Origin of the sequence: Thioalkalivibrio sp. ARh3, from assembly GCF_000377265.1 — a bacterium.
In the GTDB taxonomy this organism is placed as follows: Bacteria; Pseudomonadota; Gammaproteobacteria; order Ectothiorhodospirales; family Ectothiorhodospiraceae; genus Thioalkalivibrio; species Thioalkalivibrio thiocyanoxidans.
Genome location: NZ_KB897947.1, coordinates 340,823 through 358,019, shown reverse-complemented (window position 1 = coordinate 358,019; position 17,197 = coordinate 340,823). Strand labels below are relative to the sequence as shown.

The 17,197-nt window shown below is 65.9% G+C and carries 15 protein-coding genes; 7 read left to right on the top strand and 8 right to left on the bottom strand.

Features of this window, described 5'->3' with window-relative positions; all coding sequences use genetic code 11:
• Positions 1 to 42: 42 nt before the first annotated feature.
• The 5 genes from C995_RS0101680 to C995_RS0101660 all read right to left on the bottom strand — a co-directional run bounded on the left by C995_RS0101680 (position 43) and on the right by C995_RS0101660 (position 6,508).
• Entirely contained in the window at positions 43 to 1,686 is a 1,644-nt protein-coding gene (locus tag C995_RS0101680; RefSeq protein ID WP_018863281.1) for an acetolactate synthase large subunit, read from the bottom strand.
• Between the two features lie 46 nt (positions 1,687 to 1,732).
• Positions 1,733 to 2,365, bottom strand: coding sequence for a thiol:disulfide interchange protein DsbA/DsbL (locus C995_RS0101675; protein ID WP_018863280.1), 633 nt, complete (start codon positions 2,363 to 2,365; stop codon positions 1,733 to 1,735).
• Positions 2,366 to 3,538: a c-type cytochrome biogenesis protein CcsB gene (ccsB, locus tag C995_RS0101670; protein WP_018863279.1), complete on the bottom strand. Its 1,173-nt coding sequence runs from the start codon at positions 3,536 to 3,538 to the stop codon at positions 2,366 to 2,368.
• A gap of 25 nt (positions 3,539 to 3,563) precedes the next feature.
• The gene (locus C995_RS0101665) at positions 3,564 to 5,621 is read right to left on the bottom strand and encodes a cytochrome c biogenesis protein ResB (RefSeq protein ID WP_018863278.1); all 2,058 of its coding nucleotides are present in this window, start codon (positions 5,619 to 5,621) and stop codon (positions 3,564 to 3,566) included.
• A gap of 263 nt (positions 5,622 to 5,884) precedes the next feature.
• Positions 5,885 to 6,508 carry a cytochrome c gene (locus C995_RS0101660; RefSeq protein ID WP_018863277.1) on the bottom strand — a complete coding sequence of 208 codons (624 nt, stop codon included), beginning with the start codon at positions 6,506 to 6,508 and terminating at the stop codon, positions 5,885 to 5,887.
• 449 nt (positions 6,509 to 6,957) lie between these two features.
• Here C995_RS0101660 and yihA point away from each other — a divergent pair, with 449 nt between their 5' ends.
• Complete coding sequence (gene yihA / locus C995_RS0101655; protein ID WP_018863276.1) at positions 6,958 to 7,569, top strand: ribosome biogenesis GTP-binding protein YihA/YsxC; 612 nt, start codon at positions 6,958 to 6,960, stop codon at positions 7,567 to 7,569.
• Positions 7,570 to 7,827: 258 nt separating this feature from the next.
• On the opposite strand, the gene C995_RS0101650 is transcribed toward yihA, so the two are convergent.
• Genes C995_RS0101650 through polA form a run of 3 tightly spaced genes read right to left on the bottom strand, consistent with a single transcriptional unit; the run spans position 7,828 to position 11,703 of the window.
• The gene (locus C995_RS0101650) at positions 7,828 to 8,475 is read right to left on the bottom strand and encodes an SCO family protein (RefSeq protein WP_018863275.1); all 648 of its coding nucleotides are present in this window, start codon (positions 8,473 to 8,475) and stop codon (positions 7,828 to 7,830) included.
• A gap of 10 nt (positions 8,476 to 8,485) precedes the next feature.
• The gene (locus C995_RS0101645; RefSeq protein ID WP_018863274.1) at positions 8,486 to 8,980 is read right to left on the bottom strand and encodes a hypothetical protein; all 495 of its coding nucleotides are present in this window, start codon (positions 8,978 to 8,980) and stop codon (positions 8,486 to 8,488) included.
• 14 nt (positions 8,981 to 8,994) lie between these two features.
• Positions 8,995 to 11,703, bottom strand: coding sequence for a DNA polymerase I (polA, locus tag C995_RS0101640; protein ID WP_018863273.1), 2,709 nt, complete (start codon positions 11,701 to 11,703; stop codon positions 8,995 to 8,997).
• Positions 11,704 to 11,814: 111 nt separating this feature from the next.
• On the opposite strand from polA, the gene C995_RS0101635 reads away from it, so the two are divergent.
• From C995_RS0101635 to ntrC, 6 genes are all read left to right on the top strand, one after another.
• Positions 11,815 to 12,540, top strand: coding sequence for a TIGR00730 family Rossman fold protein (locus C995_RS0101635; RefSeq protein WP_018863272.1), 726 nt, complete (start codon positions 11,815 to 11,817; stop codon positions 12,538 to 12,540).
• 2 nt (positions 12,541 to 12,542) lie between these two features.
• Complete coding sequence (locus tag C995_RS0101630) at positions 12,543 to 12,950, top strand: DUF2782 domain-containing protein (protein ID WP_018863271.1); 408 nt, start codon at positions 12,543 to 12,545, stop codon at positions 12,948 to 12,950.
• Positions 12,950 to 13,786 (top strand): hypothetical protein, encoded by an 837-nt coding sequence (locus C995_RS0101625; protein WP_018863270.1) that lies wholly within the window; start codon positions 12,950 to 12,952, stop codon positions 13,784 to 13,786. Before C995_RS0101630 ends, C995_RS0101625 begins: the two co-directional genes overlap by 1 nt.
• Positions 13,787 to 13,819: 33 nt before the next feature.
• On the top strand, positions 13,820 to 14,473 hold the full coding sequence (locus tag C995_RS0101620; protein WP_018863269.1) for a DUF4124 domain-containing protein: 654 nt from the start codon (positions 13,820 to 13,822) through the stop codon (positions 14,471 to 14,473).
• 173 nt (positions 14,474 to 14,646) lie between these two features.
• Positions 14,647 to 15,744, top strand: coding sequence for a nitrogen regulation protein NR(II) (gene glnL, locus C995_RS0101615; RefSeq protein WP_018863268.1), 1,098 nt, complete (start codon positions 14,647 to 14,649; stop codon positions 15,742 to 15,744).
• Positions 15,744 to 17,180 (top strand): nitrogen regulation protein NR(I), encoded by a 1,437-nt coding sequence (gene ntrC / locus C995_RS0101610; protein WP_018863267.1) that lies wholly within the window; start codon positions 15,744 to 15,746, stop codon positions 17,178 to 17,180. The genes glnL and ntrC overlap by 1 nt, the downstream gene beginning before the upstream one ends.
• The last annotated feature ends 17 nt before the right edge of the window (positions 17,181 to 17,197 follow it).

Sequence of the window (17,197 nt, the reverse complement as noted above, 5' to 3'; positions counted from 1 at the left end):
CTGTAGTTCCCCAAAACTGCGGGTTCGTTGCGCCCCGCCTCGCTAGAATGGACAAACCAGCTCGCCCAAACGTTCCGTCAGTTTCAGGTTTTCGCTGTAATCGACCGGGCAGTCGATGATCGTGACACCAGGTGACGCCAGGGCCTCGCGCAGGGCGGCCTCCAGGCTGTCGCCCGGTCCTACCCGCACGCCGCTGGCCCCGAACGAGCGCGCCAGCTGGACAAAGTCGGGATTGCCGAAGTCGACGAAGGCCTTGCGTCCGTACTCGCGTACCTGTTTCCACTCGATCAGGCCGTAGGCATTGTCGTTCCAGATCAGCACCACGAAGTTCTGGCCCAGCCGCACGGCCGTTTCCAGTTCCTGCACATTCATCAGGAAGCCGGCATCGCCGGTGACCGCGATCACCTGACGTTCGGGGTAGAGCGCAGCGGCCGCGATGGCCCCCGGCAGGGCGATGCCCATGCTGGCAAAGCCGTTCGAGATCAGGCAGGTGTTGGGCAGTTCGCAGCGGAACATGCGCGCCATCCAGAGCTTGTGCGCACCCACATCCGTAATCACCACCGCATCGAGCTCGGCCGCGGTGCGCAGATCCCAGATCAGCTTTTGCGGCTTCAGCGGGAACTGGGTGTCCTCGCGGTGCTCGTTCATGTCGTCGATCAGGCTCTGACGCAGCGGGCGCAGGATGGTCTCCTCGCGCGGATCGACCAGATCCATCAGCCGTGCGAGGCAGGTGTTGAGGTCACCGATGACCTCGGACGAGACGTTGTAGTGACCGTCGACCTCGGCCGGGGCGGAGTCGATGTGGATCAGTGTGCGGTCGCCGGTCGGGTGCCAGAGCTTCGGTGGATATTCCACCAGGTCGTAGCCGATACAGACGATGACGTCGGCCTTGTGAAAGCCGAAATTCACGAAATCCTGGCTTTGCAGGCCGACCGAGCCGAGCGCCAGGGGGTGACGAAACGGCAGCACGCCCTTGGCCATGAACGTGTTGGCCACCGGGATGTTCAGCGCGGACGCCAATTGCGACAGGGTGCCGCTGGCCCCCGAGCGGATTACGCCGTTGCCCGCCAGGATCAGCGGGTGTTCGGCCTCGTTGAGCAGCCGCGCCGCGGCTTCCAGTGAGGCGTCGGCGGGCACCGCCTCGGGTCCTGCATGGACCGGCAGTGGCCGATTGGGGCACGGCAGGGCGGCGACATTCTCGGGCAGCTCGATGAAGCTGGCACCGGGCTTGCCGCCCTCGGCCCACTTGAATGCCTTGCGCACGACCTCGGGGAGGATCTCGGGCTCGACCACACTCGAGCTGTACTTGGTGATCGGCTGGAACAGGCCCTTCAGGTCGAGGACCTGATGCGACTCCTTGTGCAGGCGGTGGGTGCTCGCCTGGCCCGCAATTGCGACCAGCGGGGCATGATCCATGTTGGCATCGGCGACACCGGTGATCAGGTTGGTCGCGCCCGGGCCGAGGGTGGCCAGGCAGACGCCGGCACGGCCGGACAGACGGCCATGGACGTCCGCCATGAAGGCTGCGCCCTGTTCATGGCGTGTGGTAACGAATTCGATGGGGGAGTCGGCCAGGGCGTCGAGAACGGCCATGTTCTCTTCCCCCGGCAGGCCGAACACGCGCTCGACCTCTTCCTGCTCCAGGCACTCGACGAGTCGCTGGGCGGTGGTGGCGGTCGTGCTCACGCGCGATGCCACCCGGCCGGCCGGGGCCTCCTGGACACGGGCGGGATCAGCCCCGGGCCCGTTCGATCAGGAAGTCGGCGACGTCGAGCATTTCCTCGTGGCTGCGCGTCATGCTGGCCGAGACCACGGCCTCGCCATCGATGACTAGTGTGGGGACGCCCTCGACGCCGTACTCCTGCACGTCCTGGCCCGCCTCGGTCACCTTGCGGCGAATCTCTTCGGAGCGCATGACCTCGCGGAACTCGTCGGCATCCAGCCCGCGCTGGTTGATAAAGCGCAGGATCGCGCTTTCCGAGCGCATCTCGCGGCCCTGGTCATGGATGGCGTCGTAGAACGCCTGGTGAACCTCGTCCAGGACATCCAGCTTCTGCGCGGTGTAGAAGACACGCGCATGCAGGGCCCAGACATCGTTCATTGGCGCAGGCAGATAGACAAACTCGATGTCGTCATCCAGCCCCTTCTGCCATTCCTGCACATAGGGCTCGAACGAATAGCAGTGGGGACAGCCATACCAGAAGACCTCGACCACCTGGATCTTGCCATCCTCCAGGCCGGTATCGACCGGGGGCTGGATCGTGCGGAAGTTCTGGCCGTCCCGGTATTCGCGAGCCAGGCCGGTGCCGGTTGCCAGGAGCAATCCGGCACCGCCGACGGCGCCCAGGAAATCACGACGCTTCATTTACAGCTCTCCGTAGGAATGCAGCCCGGACAGGAACATGTTCACGCCCAGGAAGGTGAAGGTGGTGACAAACAGGCCGATGATGGCCCACCAGGCCATGACCGGGCCGCGCCAGCCCTTGGTAAAGCGCATGTGCAGCCAGGAGGCATAGGTCAGCCACAGGATCAGGCTCCAGGTCTCCTTCGGGTCCCAGGTCCAGTAACCGCCCCAGGCCTCGGCCGCCCACATCGCGCCCAGTACGGTGGCGATGGTGAAGAAGGCGAAGCCGATCGCGATGGCCTTGTACATCACGCCGTCCAGGGCCTCCTTGCTGGGCAGGCGCTTGGTGATTGCCGCATCCGGCCGGGTACGCTCGAAACGGTGTTTGAACAAATAGGCCACACCCAGCATCGCGGCGATGGCAAAGCCGCCGTAGCCGACAAAGTTCGTCGGCACATGGATCTTCATCCACCAGCTGTTCAGCGCCGGCACCAGCGGTTCGATCTCGTGGGCCTGGCGGTCCCACATGTACCACAGCAGGAAGGTGACGGAGGCCGCGATGACCAGCATCACGAACGCACCCATGGTGCGCTGGCCGGTACGCTGCTCGTAGTACAGGTACATCAGCGTGGTCATCACCGCCAGCAGGATGAACACCTCGTAGAGGTTGGACACCGGGATGTAGCCCCAGCTGGGATCAGTCAGGTAGATCTCGCGCCAGCGCACCATCAGCGCCATCATGCCGGCGCCCGAGCCGATCCAGGCGAACGCCGCCCCAAGGCGGGACGGGAAGTCGGATTTGCTGAACAGGCCGAGGATGTAGGTCGCGGTGGCCATGTAGAGCATCACGCTCATCCACATGACGCCGGCCTGACCCGAACCGACATAGTTCAGCCAGAAGTTCGTGCTGCCACGCGCCAGGTCGTCGCCGTACAGCCAGACACCGAACAGGGAGAGGGCGGCGACGATGATGGAAAAGAGCTGCCAGGGGCGCCAGAACCAGCCCAGCCAGGCACTCATGCCGGCGGCCAGGATCAGGCCCCCGGTGTCGTAGCGATCCATCAGGTGGCCGTACTGCCAGTGGGCGATCACCGCAACCGCGAGCACCAGGGCAAAGTATGCCCAGTCGAGCGGCCGGATGCGCTGCAAGATACTGGGCCGTTCAAAATCCAGGGCCTCTTGGGGTACTGACATGGATCGCTCCTCCGACTGCTACCGGTTAGTCGTTTTTATTGGTTGATTCACGGTGACCATCATCGGAGCCGTTGGCCGGCTTCTGATCAATGATCCAGCGCTTAAGATGCGCGAAACGATTCTCGAATTCCACCTTGTGCCGGTTGCTGGTGCCGGCCATGGTCACGTGGGTCCCCTCGCCTTCTTCACGGCGTCGGGCGATGATCCACAGACGCTGATAGGACACGTAGAACATCAGGAAGATCCCGATGATCAGCATCACGCTGCCGGTGTACACGGTGCTTTCACCCGGGGCGCGCGCAATCTGCAGGCCCGAGGCTTCGCGGTGCTCGAAATCCGTCAGGTGGAAGAAGAACGGCGACTCGTACATGCTGATCGCGTTGATCGCGGAGACCGCGTCCTCCAGCCAGCGCTGCTCCTCTTCCTGGATCGAGACCACGCCCTCGTCCTCCAGAACCTCCATGTACAGGGCCTGCAGTCCGGCGTGGAGCACGCGCATCAGCAGTTCGCCGACCTGTTCGCGTTGTTCTTCCGGCACGCGGCGGTCGATTTCGGCGTGCACCGCCCCGTAGCCGCCCTCGGCGAACAGGCGCATGAGTTCGGCGGTCGTCTGGGCGATAGCGGCCCCGGACGGGTCCTCGGCCGCGACTTCGCGCGCAATGGAGTTGCGCACATCCGCGTTGTGCAGCATCGCCAGATAGGTTCGGAAGCGGTCCAGCGAGTCATCGGCGTCGGCCGGCAGGAACAGATAGTGGAACTCGTCGCCCGGGCTCTCGCGCACGCCACTCAGGAAATACATCGCGCCTTCCTGGAGAGCCGGCCGCATGTAATTGCGGTAGTACAGGCCGTGGCCGGTACGGTCCATCAGGCGGAAATCGAAGGCGGGACCAAGGTGCCGGTTTTCCCGCTGCCCTTCCTCGTTCAGGAGCGGTACGACGTTTTCGTCCCGGAAGTCGATGAACTCGATGGTTCGTGTGTCCCCCTGCGGCGTCGGGACCTCCTGCTCCTGGAATACGCGGCCCGGAACATCCAGTGAGCGCAGCGCCTCCGCTCCCAGCGGGATGGCCTCGATATCCAGCTTGGTCCCGCCGTCGGCAAAGCTCGCCTGGTAGATGGCGTAGCCTTTGTAGATCAGCGGGTGGTTGACCGAAATGGTGTGACGCAGGGGTTCGTCGCGCTCCGGATCATGAATGACCAGATCGGATTCGAAGGAGCTCTCCGCACCGGTCGAGAAGCGTTCGATGCGGAACTCTTCCAGCTCGATGCGAAACGGCAGCTGCTGGACGAAGTAGCCCTCGCGCATGGGCAGGAACACCACATCCGCGGAGGATCCCTCGGGGATCTCGACCATGCCGCGGAACGACGGGTTGGAGACCGGTACCCAGGCGGATTCCGGTACTTCGGACACGGGGACACTGCGGGTCTCGATTTCGATATTGCCCAGCCACTCGTTGAGCTTGAGCAGGGTCTGCCCGTCCACCAGGGCGCCTACACAGATCACCACGATCCCCACGTGGGTCAGCAGGTAGCCCAGGCGATTCCAGCGGCCTTTCATGGCAGCGATCACGGTCTGCCCGTCAGATTCCTTCTCGCGTGCCTTGAAGCCCTGGGCCTTCAGTACGCGCCGGGCATGATCAACGAACTCTTCCTGGGGCTGGTCCAGCTCCCCGGTTGCACTGGAGTGGAACGAGCGCAGGGACTTTTCCTTCACCTGCAGGTTGTAACGCCGCAGGTCCTTGAGGATCCCCGGGCTTTGCCGATAGACGCAGAAGGAGGTCGATAGCACCAGGAAGGTGACGATCAGCAGGAACCAGGTGGCGGAATAGACCTGATAAAGACCCATGCCGGCAAAGATCTCGTGCCAGAACGGGCCATAGTCGATGAGATACTCGGTGTAGGGCTCGTTTTGCACGAGCACGGTGCCGATCACGGAGGCGATGGCCAGCGCCACCAGCAGGGTGATCGCCAGGTTCATCGACCCCATGAACTCGACGAGGATGCGGCTGCGCCGCGGAGCACGGGTTGATTTGCTGCGGGCAGTGGCCGCGGGGGCGGAGCCCGCCACCTGTTCGTTATTCGACATGCTGAAACCTGCGTTAGCCTTCGCGACTATGCGAAGCACCCCTGTCGGAGTTCAATTTCCTAGACAAACTGCACGGAAGTTTCGTGCAATCCCTGTTATCAGAGGTGGTGGCCTCTGAGATCCGCTCTGTGTGACGCGACAGCCCCCGGCGCCATTCCCGGCGTCGGACAGTTTTGCATGTCCCGAGCAGCAAAAAGGGGCGGCCATGGCCGCCCCTTCCCTGGGAGGTTCTGCCGCCGAGACTGCGCGGCGCTCCGGCATGATCAGTCGGATGACAGCCCGGCCATGTACTGCGATACGGCCTCGATGTCCTCGTCGGACATGCGCTGAACCACGTTGCGCATCATGCGTCCGGCGTCGTTCGAGCGCTCGCCGTCGCGGAACTTGCGCAGCTGGTCCGCACTGTAGGTGGCGTGCTGGCCTGCCACCTTCGGGAACATGGCCTCCGGATTGCCCTGGCCGTTCGGGCCGTGGCACGCGATACAGGCCGCGACGTTCTGCGACGGGATGCCGCCACGGTAGATACGCTCGCCGCGCTCGACGACGTCCTCGTCGGCGGTCTCGGTGGTGATGGACTGCTCGGCGAAATAGGCCGCCAGGTCACGCATGTCCTGTTCGTCCAGGTCCGCCACCTCACCTGCCATCAGGGAGTCGGAGCGGGTCTCGCCTTCCTTGAAGTCACGCAGCTGCTTGACGGTGTACTTCGGGTGCTGGCCCGCGAGCTTCGGCCACTCCGGGTTGGTCGAGTTGCCGTCCGCCTGGTGGCAGGCCGCGCAGGACTGGGAGATTTCCTGGCCGCGCTGGGGATCGCCCGCCTGAGCCGCCGACAGCGGGAGCAGCAGGGATACGGACAGGGCAGCAAAGAGAGCGGAAAGCTTGTGGTTCATGATCGAAGATTCTCCTGCATGTAAATGCGTGCCGGGTCGGACCCGCGTTCCTTGTGCCCCTTGGCAGGGCGATCAACATGAAGGAAACACTGGTCAATGTACACCCTCGCGCTCGAGTCGCTTTTGCGTGCGAACAAGGCGCGGTGACTGCGGTGCAGTCATTCTGCACAAGGGAGCCGCAACGCCGTTCGCGCGCAAAAGCGGCCGAGCCCCTGCATTGTAATGGGTTATGGGGTTGGTACCCCAGGTTCCCCGATCCTGCGTTGCGCCGCTTGCGGGTAGAACCACTACCCGCTGCACGACGCGCCTTGTCTCGGAAAACCTGGGGTACCAACGCGAGGGTGTACATTGACCAGTGTTTCCTTGAGCGGCGCAGTTTATAGCACAATGCTAAATTGCGCTCAAAAATATTCCGAGCTCCGCACTCGGCCAAGGACGTCCCCCGCCCCATGGAACCCCGTTTTCGCGAGACCGCCTTTATCAAGGGCGTTGCCCAGGTCGAGCAGCTGCCGCCCGATGACGGCATCGAGATCGCCTTCGCCGGGCGCTCGAATGCCGGCAAATCCAGTGCCCTGAACGCCCTGTGCGGGCGCAAGGCCCTGGCCCGGGTAGGCCGCACGCCCGGGCGCACGCAGGAGATCAACCTGTTCGCCCTGCCGCCGGATGAGGCATGGCGGCTGGTGGATCTGCCCGGCTATGGCTACGCGAAGGTATCCGCTGGCCAGCGCCAGCACTGGGACCGGCTGCTGGGGGATTACCTGCAGTCGCGTGAGTGTCTGGCGGGGCTGGTGCTGATCATGGACATCCGCCGCCCCCTGACCGAACTCGACCGTCAGCTGCTGGAGTGGGTGCCACTGGAGCGCTGCCAGTTGCACTGCCTGCTGACCAAGGCCGACAAGCTCTCGCGGCAGGCGGCCGACAAGCAATTGCACGCGACTCGGCGTGAGCTGGAAGGGCTGGGGATCGAGGCGACGCTGCAGACCTTTTCTTCATTGAAGAGCCAGGGGGTCGACGATCTGCGCGGCCTGCTGACCGAGTGGCTCCAGCCGGTCGAGGAATAATGGGCACGGGCCACTCGGCCTTGGCGCCATGAACCCCAGACAAAAAAATGCCCCGGCCTTGGGGTAGGACCGGGGCAAGATTTGGCCTCGACAGGGGGGAGCGAGGCCTGCCCGCTCAGGGAGAGAAGCGGGCTCGCGCTGGGCTAGAGCGCTTGTAGGATGAGAAAGCATTTGCGGCCTCAAGTTCCACGGGTGCGCGCAAATGAACGTGATTGGCTTCACACTCCTGAATGCAACGGTCCTGTGGCTGTTGCCCCGTCAGTCATCGTTTCCCTGGGACTGGGCATGCTGCCCCAGGGTCTCGACCAGTTCGGCCGCACTGGTCCCGTGAGGGTGAATCTCCAGCAAGTCGCCTTCGGGCCCGATCAGATAGGTCGATGAACTGTGGTCGATGATGTCGCCCATCGCCGAATCCGTTGCGCGGCGTTCGTAGAAGACACCATAGCGCTGAGCGGCGGGCTTCAAGTCTTCTTCGGACCCGGTGGCCGCGTGAATGTCGGCATGAAAATGGGCCACGTAATCGGCCAGGCGGTCCTCGGTATCTCGCTCCGGATCGACGCTGATAAACACACCGTTCACCTGGCCCTGCAACTCTTCCGGCAAGCGGTTCAGCGCCCCGCCAATCCACCCCAGGCTGGTCGGGCAGGCATCCGGGCAGCTGGTATAGCCGAAATACAGCCAGACGTACTGGTCCGCGTAATCGTCCAGGTCGAAGCGCTCCGCGTGCGTGGCGACCGGCAGCTCGATCGGTCCGCCCTGTACCTCGTCGGCGATGGGCAGTTGCGCATGACCTGCAAGATCGCGCGGCGGCGGCTCGCCCGGCTCCAGAGTGACATACACCAGCAGAGCACCTGCGGCGACCACCGCGAAGGCCCAGAAGAGACTGCTGACGGGAATACGGTTCATAAGGGGTTCATCAGTGATCGCGGGCAGTGACAAAGCGGAATTGTACGAAGGCGGCCTCGGATTTGCCTGCCGGCATCGCGGTGGCTGCCCAGGTCATGGATTCGGTGGTACAGATCGGCAGCGTGGTCGTGCCGCGGTAGTGGCCATCGCCGGTGTGTTCCAGGCGCGGGCGCTGGTAGCCCATATACATCTCGACTCCGGCCAGGTCCAGCTCCAGGGCCTCAGGGTTGTTCAGCGCGGTCTGCGCCGCGGTATCCAGCTGCAGGTCCAGCGTCAGCTCCCGCAGCATCGGGACCGGGCGCGGCGTGATCTCCAGGCGCACCTCGCCGCCCTGTGCCAGGGCGGTGCTGCAGGGGCCGGCATTCAGGTCGCAGGCCTGCGGCTGGACGATCGGCACCTCGGCGGCGCCACTGTCCAGGTAGCGTTCGGCCAGCATCCAGGCGCTCGCGAGCAGCAGCAGTGCGACCAGCCAGGCGGCGATCCGGTTGAAACGGTGGGTGAGCATCAACGAGTGTTTCCCTAGTGGGCGTCGTCCCAGTTGGCGCCGACGCCGACGTCTACGACCAGTTCCACGTCCAGGTCGGCGGCCCCGCTCATTGCCCGGCGCACGAGGGTGGTCAGGTCCTCCACCGCCGCGTCGGCCACCTCGAACACCAGTTCGTCGTGCACCTGCATGATCATGCGCGCGTCAATCCCGGTGTCCTCGAGGTCGTGCGCGACCCGTACCATCGCGCGCTTGATGATGTCGGCGGCCGTGCCCTGCATCGGGGCGTTGATGGCCACGCGCTCGGACTGCTGGCGCCGCGCCCCGTTGCGGCTGTTGATCTCCGGCAGGTACAGGCGGCGGCCGAACAGGGTCTCGACATAGCCGTTCTCGCGCCCGGAGGCGCGGGCCCGCTCCATGTAGTCGTGCACACCGGGATAGCGATTGAAGTAGCGGTCGATGTACTCGCGGGCCTCGCCCTGTTCGATGCCGAGGTTGCGCGCCAGCCCCCAGGCGGACATGCCGTAGATCAGGCCGAAGTTGATCGCCTTGGCCGCGCGGCGCTGATCGCCGGAGACCTGTTCCGGGTCCAGCCCGAAGACCTCGGCGGCGGTCGCGCGGTGGATGTCCTGGCCCTCGGCGAAGGCCTTCAGCAGGCCTGCGTCCTGCGACAGGTGGGCCATGATGCGCAGCTCGATCTGCGAGTAGTCCGCCGCCAGCAGCTGGTGGCCCTTTTCCGCGATGAACGCACGGCGGATGCGCCGCCCGGCCTCGGTACGTACCGGGATGTTCTGCAGGTTCGGCTCCGAGGATGACAGCCGCCCCGTGGCCGCCCCCGCCTGGTGATAGGAGGTGTGCACCCGCCCGGTCTCCGGGTGGATGCGCCGAGGCAGGGTCTCGGTGTAGGTGCTGCGCAGCTTGGACAGGCCGCGATGCTCGAGGATCAGGCGTGGCAGGGGATAGTCGTCCGCCATCTGCTCCAGCACATCCTCGGCGGTGGAAGGCTGGCCCTTGGGTGTGCGCCGCAGCACCGGCAGGCCCAGGCGCTCGAACAGGATCTCCTGGATCTGCTTGGGCGAGCCGAGATTGAACTCGCCCCCGGCCTCCTCGAAGGCCTCGCGCTCGATCCGCTCCATCTCGGTCAGCAGCTCCTGGCTCTGCTCGCCGAGCCGATCCGGGTCCACCTTCACGCCGGCGCGTTCGATATCCGCCAGCACCGGGACCAGCGGCATCTCGATCTCGCGGTAGACAAACGCCGGGCCTTCCGCTGCCTGCAGGCGCGGCTGGAACACCGCATCCAGCTGCAGGCAGATGTCGGCATCCTCGCCGGCGTAATCGGTGGCGATGCCGACATCCACCTCGGCGAACGGGATCTGCTTCGCCCCCTTGCCGGCCACGTCCTCGTAGTGCGTGGTCTTGTAGTCCAGGTGGCGCTCGGCCAGGGAGTCGAGGTCGTGGCGGTTGGCCCCGGCGTCCAGGCAGAACGATTCGAGCAGGGTGTCGTCGACGATCCCGCGCAGGGTGATGCCGTGATTGCCCAGCACGTTGCGATCGTATTTCAAATGATGGCCCAACTTGCCGTGGCTGGAGTCGGACAGCCACGGCTTCAGGCGCTCGAGCGTCTCCGCGCGCGGCAGCTGCGGGTCGGCATCCGGCCCGGTGTGGGCCAGCGGCAGGTAGTACGCGGTGCCCGGCTCGAAGGCGAAGGACATGCCGACGATCTCGGCGCGCATCGCCTCCAGGCTCGTGGTCTCGGTATCGAAGGCGACCCGGTCGGCCTGGTCCAGGCGTTCCAGCAGTTCGGCCAGTTCGGCCTCCTCGCGCAGCGCCTGGTAGTCGCCCTTCGCCTGCGACGGGCTTGGGTTGCCCCCGTTGTCGCCGGCCGCGGCCTCGCCGCCCTCCAGCTCCGCGCGCCAGCGGGTGAAGCCGTAGCGGCGCACCATCTCCAGCAGGCGCTCGTGATCCGGCTCGCGGATGTTCAGGTCGTCGGGGCCGGCGTCCAGCTCGACATCGCGCTTGACCGTAATCAGCTCGCGCGAGGTGGGCAGGCGCTCGGCCGCGGCGCGCAGGTTCTCGCCGATCTTGCCGCCGATGTCGTCGGCCTGTTCCAGGATGGTGTCGAGATCGCCGTACTTCGCGATCCACTTGGCCGCGGTCTTTGGGCCGACCTTGTCCACGCCGGGGATGTTGTCGACGCTGTCGCCCATCAGCGCGAGGTAGTCGACGATTTGTTCCGGGGCGACGCCGAACTTCTCCTGCACGCCCTCGCGGTCCAGAGTGACCCCGCTCATGGTGTTGACCAGGGTGATGCGCTCATCTACCAGCTGCGCAAGGTCCTTGTCGCCGGTGGAGATCACCACGTCATGCCCGGCGCGGGCCGCCTGGTCGGCCAGGGTCGCAATCACGTCGTCGGCCTCCACGCCCTCGACGCACAAAAGCGGCAGGCCCATCGCCCGCACCAGTTCATGCAGCGGCTCGATCTGGGCCGCCAGCTCCTCCGGCATCGGCGGACGGGTGGCCTTGTATTCCGGGTAGATGTCGTCGCGGAAGGTGGGGCCCTTCGCGTCAAACACCACTGCCATGTGTTCCGGACCGTAGTCCGCGCGCAGCTTGCGCAGCATGTTCGCCACACCAATCATGGCGCCGGTCGGGGCGCCGTCCGGCGCAGTCAGCGGCGGCAGGGCATGGAAGGCCCGAAACAGATAGGACGAGCCGTCGACAAGGACGAGGGGCGGTTGCGACATGAAGCGAAATCCGGACGGGCGAAACCCGGGATTCTACCGCGGGAGGTGCGCCATTTGTGCAGGGGTGGGGTGGCCGTTACGCTAGGCCTCTGTATTGACCGGAAACCCTGAATGAACGACCACGAACGCGCCGAGCACCCCGGCCTGCGCCCGATTGACGATTCCGCCCTCACCCGCGAGAGCTGGAAGATCTTCCAGATCATGGCGGAGTTCGTGGAGGGCTTTGAGCGCCTGGCTCATATCAAGCCATCGGTAAGCATTTTCGGCTCCGCCCGCTTCCCGCCCGGCCATCCGCATTACCAGCTGGGCGAAGAAGTCGCCCGCCAGCTGTCGGACGCCGGCTTTGCGGTGGTCAGTGGGGGTGGTCCCGGCATCATGGAGGCGGCCAACAAGGGCGCCTTTGCCGGGCGTTCGCCCAGCATCGGTCTGAACATCCAGCTCCCCCACGAGCAGAGTGCCAACCCCTATCAGGACATCGGCCTTGGCTTTCGCCACTTCTTTTCGCGCAAGGTGATGTTCGTGAAGTATGCCTCCGCCTATGTGGTCCTGCCGGGCGGGTTCGGCACGCTGGACGAACTGGCGGAGATCCTGACGCTGGTGCAGACCGGCAAGACCCGGCGCATCCCGATCGTGCTGGTCGGCTCCGAGTTCTGGAAGGGGCTGCTGCACTGGTTCGAGGACACTCTTGTGTCCGAAGGCACAATCGACGCCGAGGACCTGAAGCTATACTCGTTGGTGGATGCCCCGGAAGACGTGGTGGACGTGATCTTCGAACACTACGAGGCACGCAGCTTCGAGCCTTCCGCGGAAGAAAAGAAACGCATGATGGAGCTGTGAGCATGGCCGCTAAATCCACCCATTCCACCCGCTGTCCTGTCGCTATCCTGGCCGGCCTGTTGCTGGTGCCGGCCCTGGCCTTCGCCCAGGAAGAGCGCGAGTGGGACGATGCCCCCCCGCCGCCCGAGATGCCGGACGAGGCGGAGGCCGACCCCGCGCCACCCGTACTCGACGAGCGCGCGCGCGAGCAGCGCGGGCTGGAAGAGGCCGATATCGTAATCATCGAGCGCGACGGCGAGACCCGGCGCGAGTACCGCATGGGAGGGCAGCTCGTGATGGTCGAGGTCATCCCCGCGGTCGGTCCTTCCTATTACCTGATTGACAGCACCGGCGACGGCCTGCTCGATCGTCGCCAGCGCGAGCTGGAACCCGATTTCGTCCCGCCGTCCTGGGTGATATTCCGATGGTAATGAGCGAACACGACCTCCAGGCCTGTGCCGAGGCCTGCGGGGTGAGTATCGAATTTCGCGAAGGCGAGGCACTGCTGGCGGGGCAACCCGTGCAGTGCCTGCGCCTGTCGGCGGATGCCGCCGCCGGCATCGAGGCCGCCCTGAACGACGCAGGCCGTGCCCCGCTGGCCACGGGCGGTGCTGATGGCGAGCGGATCCTGCTGCTCGATCGCGGCCAGCCATTGCGTGCAGCCCTGTCCGCAGAGGGGCCTGGCAGCCTCGAGGCCTTGGGGCAGCGCGCCGCGGAGTGGCAGGCCCGGCACCCGGCGAGCGCGATGCCGGAGGCCACGGGTTATCGCCGCGGCGTATTGCAGCAGCTGTTGCGAGAGCGCGCCGATGCCCTGGGCCGGGATCTGTCGGCGGACGAACGCGCGACGCTGGATACCGAGTTGCACCATCAGAGCCTCTATCGTTTCGAGGACCTGCCGCTGGCCGGGAGCTTCTGGCAATCGGTGCGGGTTTACCCGGAAGGGGCGGGGCTCGCGGATCTGGTGATGCCGCCGGCGCCGGTGCCCGCTTTCTGGCAGATCGCGCGCCTGGCGCTGGTGATCGCGGTGGACGAAGCGGGCGAGATTCGCGGCGACACCTACCGCGCGTTGCTGGCCGGCTATGATGCCAAGCGGTCGCTGGCCGCGATCGAGCGCGGTGCGGCGCCCACGCTGCTGCGTCTGGCTGCACTGGAGGACTGGATTGCCCGGCGCGAATCCGGCGCGACGGGCGAGGGCGAGCGCCAGCGCCTCGTCGCGCTGCAGGGGCAGGCCGCCCGTGTACAGGGACTGTGGGTGCGCGCCGCCTAGGCGGCCCGGGGTATCGACCCAAGGAGATCGGCGATGAACAAGGTCTGGGTGCTGTTTCTGATCGCGATGTGCCTGCCGGCGCTGACCCAGGCCGAGGTCTACCGCTGGACCGACGACCAGGGCAACGTGCATTTCGGTGATCGTCCCCCCGAGGGCCGGGACAGCGAGCCGGTCGATATCCGCGAGCCCATGCGGGCCGTCCCGCTGGAGGGCGCGCGCGAGATCCTTGAGCGCCCGGTTCGGCCTCCGCAGGAGGAGGCCGAAGCCAACGGCTACGAGCGCATCGCGATCACGCAGCCGGAGGACGGATCCGGCGTGCGCGCCAATGATGGCAATGTCACCGCGGAGGTTGCGCTGGAACCGGCGCTGGACGTCGAGGCCGGACATCGCATCGTCTGGTTGCTGAACGGCGAGGAGGCCGGCGACAGCAGCGACCCGAGCATCACCTTCGAGGGGCTGGATCGCGGCGAGTACAGCCTGCAGGCCCGGGTGGAGGACGAGGCCGGGCAGGAGCTCGCCAGCAGCGACACCATCCAGTTCAATGTCCTGCGTATCGCGATCCCGCGCGAACAGCAGCAGCAACAGCGCCCGCAGCAGTTCCCCGAGGGCGGGGCGCCACAGGCACCCCGGGCCCCGCAGGCCCCGCGCGCACCGCAGCCCCAGATCCCGCAGGTTCCGCCGAATTAACCTGCGCACTGTTTGTGTGCGCAGCCTGCCCCAAGTTGGTGCTCTTTTTGCACTATAATGGGGCGGCAGTCGGTGGTTGCCCCTGAAGGAACTCGCCTGGCCGCTGTTCTGCACGCGGAGGGTCCGCCCCGCGTGGCGCCCTGTTTGGCGTGATTCCTGCTTGAGGCCCGTTGATGAACAATCCCGCCGCCAAGTCCGTCCCGGCCCCCTGGCCCTGGTGGGACGACCTGTCCACCGCCGTACTGGTGACGGATGGCGAGTTGCGCCTGGTCAGTCTGAACAGTGCGGCGGAGGTTCTGCTGGGGCTCAGCCGCGAGCGCATTGTCGGCCACGGGCTGGGGCAGTGGCTCAGGCTCGACCGCAGCCTGTCCAGTCGGCTGCGGTCGGTGCTGTCGCTCGATCAGCCAATGACCCTGCGCGCCCGGCAGATGGAGCCATTGCGCGCCGACCCCTTCCTGGCAGACATCACCATCACGCCGCTGCATGGTGACGATGACCAGGGGGCACAACTCCTGTTCGAGCTGAATGCCATTGATCGCCACGAACGTATCAGCCGCGAGGAGCAACTGCAGAAACAGCAGGCCATCACGCGTGCGGTGACCCGTGGGCTGGCCCACGAGATCAAGAACCCGCTGGGTGGCCTGCGCGGGGCGGCGCAACTGCTGGCCAGCGAGCTGGACGATGACGGGTTGAAGGAATACACCGGCATCATCATTCGCGAAGCGGATCGGCTGCGCGGCCTGGTCGATCGCATGCTCGGGCCTCACAACCTGCCCCGCCTCGAGGCCGTGAACCTCCACGAGGTGCTGGAGCACGTGCGCGGTCTCGTCAGTGTGCAGCTGCCCCTGGGCCTCAAGATCCGCGGCGACTACGATCCGAGTATCCCCAATGTGCAGGCCGACCGGGACATGCTGGTGCAGGCCATCCTGAATCTGGTGCAGAACGCGGTGCAGGCGCTCAGTGATGGCGGCGAGATCACACTGGTCTCGCGCGTGCTGCGCCAGTACACCATTTCCGGCCATCGTCACCGGCTGGTGGCGCGCCTGAGCGTGCGCGACAACGGACCCGGCATCCCCGAGGAGATCCGCGAGCGCATCTTCTTCCCGATGGTGACCGGTCGCGCCGCCGGCACCGGGCTGGGACTGCCCATCGCCCAGAGCCTGATCCAGCTGCACAACGGGCTCATCGAATGCCGTTCGCGTCCGGGCAGCACCTCGTTCGACATCCTGCTGCCGATCGAACCCCAAGATGCCCAGGAGGCCAACGACTGATGGACCCCATCGTCTGGATCATCGACGACGACGACTCGATCCGCTGGGTGCTGGATCGCGCCCTGCAGCGTGCCGGTATCCAGGTGCGCGGATTCGAGACGGCCGATGCCGCCTGGGCCGCGCTGGAGACCGACGAGCCCCCGGATACGGTGGTGGCCGACATCCGCATGCCGGGGCTGAACGGTCTCGATTTCCTCGCCCGGATGCAGACCCGTCCGGATCCGCCGCCGGTGATCATCATGACCGCGTTCTCGGATCTCGAGAGCGCGGTCGGGGCCTACCAGACCGGGGCCTTCGAGTACCTGCCCAAGCCGTTCGATATCGACGATGCCGTGGCCCTGGTCCAGCGTGCCCTCGAGGCACGCGCCACCGCACAACAGAACGCGGAGGGCAGCGCCAGGATCGAGGACACCCCCATCATCGGCGAGGCGCCGGCGATGCAGGAGATGTTCCGCGCGATCGGGCGTCTGTCGCGCAGCAACATCACCGTGCTGATCAACGGCGAGTCCGGCACCGGCAAGGAACTGGTCGCGCGGGCCCTGCACCAGCACAGCCCAAGGGCCGACCAGCCGCTGATTGCCCTGAACACCGCCGCGATCCCGAAGGATCTGCTGGAGAGCGAGCTGTTCGGCCATGAACGGGGCGCCTTTACCGGCGCCAGCCAGAGCCGCAAGGGCCGCTTCGAGCAGGCCGACGGCGGCACGCTGTTTCTCGACGAGATTGGGGACATGCCGTTCGACCTGCAGACGCGCCTGCTGCGGGTGCTGGCGGACGGAACCTTCTATCGCGTCGGCGGGCACACCCCGATCCGCGTCGATGTCCGCATCATCGCCGCCACCCACCAGGATCTCGAGGAACGCGTCCGCGCCGGGCTGTTCCGCGAGGATCTGTTCCATCGCCTGAACGTGATCCGCATCCATGTCCCGTCGCTGCGCGAGCGCCCGGAGGACATCCCGCTGCTGGTGCAGCACTTCATGGCCGAGGTGGCGTGCGAGCTGGGGGTAGAGCCGAAGACCATGCGGCCGGAGGTGGTGCGTGAACTGCAGCGCCTGCCCTGGCCGGGCAATGTCCGTCAGCTGGAGAACACCTGTCGCTGGCTGACGGTCATGGCCTCGGGTCGCGAGGTGCACCTGGACGACCTGCCAACCGAGCTGCATCAGGAGACGCAGCCCGCGCAGTCCCACGGCAACCTGTCGGACGCGACGATGGCCGCGCCGCGTGACTGGACCAGCGAGCTGGCCCAGGTGGCCCGGCAGCACTGGCAACAGGGCGAGCGCGACCTGCTCGGCCGTGTGCTGCCGCAACTGGAACGCACGGTGATTCGCGAGGCGTTGAATGTGACCGGCGGGCACCGCCAGCAGGCCGCTGCCCTGCTGGGCTGGGGTCGCAACACCCTGACCCGCAAAATCCAGGAGCTGGGTCTCGACGACGATTAAGGAAACACGTAGTGAGT